The organism is Sulfitobacter sp. HI0129 (genome assembly GCF_001635395.1).
Taxonomy (GTDB): Bacteria; Pseudomonadota; Alphaproteobacteria; order Rhodobacterales; family Rhodobacteraceae; genus Sulfitobacter.
The window spans coordinates 1-2,177 of record NZ_LWGH01000523.1 but is presented as its reverse complement, the minus strand read 5'-3'; the positions used below and the strand labels follow the sequence as shown (position 1 = coordinate 2,177).

Sequence of the window (2,177 nt, the reverse complement as noted above, 5' to 3'; positions counted from 1 at the left end):
CGGCCTCTTTCACGATGACCATGCCGGCGGCCAGATCCCAGGGCTGCAACCGGCGTTCCCAAAAGCCGTCATACCGCCCCGCCGCCACATAGGCGAGGTCGAGCGCGGCGGACCCCCAGCGGCGCACCCCGGCACAGACCGGCAGAAGACGGCCCAGATCCTTCAGTGTTTCCGGCAGGTCGCTGCGGCCCCCGAACGGCAGGCCCGTGGCAAAGATCGATTCGATCATCTTCTGGCGGCCCGACACCCGCAGGCGGCTTTCGTTCATCCAGGCGCCCGCGCCCTTTTCGGCAAAGAACATCTCGTCCTTGGCGGGGTCGAAGACGACGCCCGCAACGATCTGGCCCTTGTGCTCCAGTGCGATGGAGATGGCCCAGTGCGGCAGCCCGTGCAAAAAGTTCGTCGTGCCGTCCAGCGGATCGACGATCCAGCGGCGGGTTGGGTCCTGCCCCTCTTCCTCGCCGCCTTCCTCGGCCAGCCAGCCATAGGTGGGGCGCGCGCCCATCAGTTCGGTCTTGAGCACTTTTTCGGCGTTGAGGTCCGCCCGGCTGACGAAATCGCCCGCGCCCTTGACCGATACCTGAAGGTTCTCGACCTCGCGGAAATCCTTGACCAGCGACCGGCCCGCCTTGCGCGCGGCCTTGATCATGATGTTGAGATTTGCACTGCCAACCATTTTTCGCACCTGTCATGGGATCAGGCGCTGCGTATAGGCAAGGCGGACCGGATTGCCAAGGGGGCGGGCGGGGAGGAGCCCAGCATCCTCTGACCCTACGTCATTCCGGTTGTTCCTGTCGGGGCCTCCGGGCGGCTGTTACGCTGGGCGCGATTACAGTTTTCCGACCGAAAGGAACCCCCCATGAGTGAACAGATGCAGAAGATCGTCCTGGCCTCCCGCCCGGATGGCACGCCCACGCAGGAGAACTTCCGCCTTGAGACGGGGGACATCCCCACCCCGGGTGAGGGCGAGATCCTCGTGAAGGTCCATTACATGTCGCTCGATCCCTATATGCGCGGGCGGATGGACGATGCGAAATCCTATGCCCAGCCGGTGCCGGTGGGCGGGCTGATGGAAGGCGGATCGGTGGGCGAGGTCATCGCCTCCAACAGCCCCGATTTCAAACCGGGCGATTATGCTTTCGGCATGTTCGGCTGGGCGACCCATGGCGTGGCGCAGGCGCAGATGTGCCGCAAGGTGGACCCGGATCAGGCGCCCATCACCACCTCGCTGGGGGTTTTGGGAATGCCCGGGTTCACCGGCTGGTTCGGGCTCAATGAATATGGCCGCCCAAAGAAGGGCGAAACGCTGGTGGTGGCCGCCGCGACCGGGCCGGTGGGGTCCATGGTGGGCCAGCTTGCGAAATCCATGGGCCTGCGGGCCGTGGGCATCGCCGGCGGGGCGGACAAATGCGCATTGGCCAAATCGGAGTTCGGCTTTGACGAATGCCTCGATCACCGCGCCTATGACGACGCGAAATCGCTGCGGGCCGCGCTGAAGGAGGCCTGCCCCGACGGGATCGACATCTACTATGAGAACGTGGGCGGCAAGGTTCTTGAAGCGGTGATGCCGCTGATGAACCCCCACGGGCGCATCCCGATCTGCGGCATGATCGCGTGGTACAACGCGGGCGGGCTGGGCGCCGGTGCCGCCGAGGAGGCGCTGACCGCGCCCAAGCTGTGGCGCACGATCCTCGTCAATTTCCTCAGCGTGAACGGCTTCATCATCTCGAACCACTGGAAGCGGTTCCCGGAGTTCCTGCAGGAGGTCGCCCCGCAGGTCGCCGACGGGCGCATCGCCGTGAAGGAAGACATCACCGAGGGGCTGGAAAACGCGCCGCAGGCTTTCATCGACCTGCTGACGGGCGGCAACTTCGGCAAGGCCATCGTGAAGGTCGCATGACTTTGAGGGGGGCGGTTCGTCCGCCCCCTTTTGTTGCGCAGTGTGTGGTTGGGTGTTGTGGGTGATGAGCAGGATGGTCGGGGTGTAGAGTGCAAACCTGTCTGTACTAATCGCAGAAGATACCGAAGGGTTGCATGGGGACCTGTGGCAACCGGCCCTGAGCAGACCTTGATCAGTGCTCGCATTGCCGCTGCACAGCTTCCCAAAAACGGACGTCTGGACGCGCCCTAGTCTAATGCACCATCTTCGCCACGTGATTTTGCTGGGTTTCTTCTAG

Annotated in this window: 2 protein-coding genes; one reads left to right on the top strand and one right to left on the bottom strand. The window is 64.1% G+C overall.

Features of this window, described 5'->3' with window-relative positions; translation table 11 throughout:
* Window positions 1-676, bottom strand: a 676-nt coding sequence (locus A3764_RS14335) for an inositol monophosphatase family protein (RefSeq protein WP_067951700.1), incomplete at its 3' end; no start/stop codon positions are given.
* Between the two features lie 183 nt (window positions 677-859).
* On the opposite strand from A3764_RS14335, the gene A3764_RS14330 reads away from it, so the two are divergent.
* Window positions 860-1,900, top strand: coding sequence for an NADP-dependent oxidoreductase (locus A3764_RS14330; RefSeq protein ID WP_067923358.1), 1,041 nt, complete (start codon window positions 860-862; stop codon window positions 1,898-1,900).
* The last annotated feature ends 277 nt before the right edge of the window (window positions 1,901-2,177 follow it).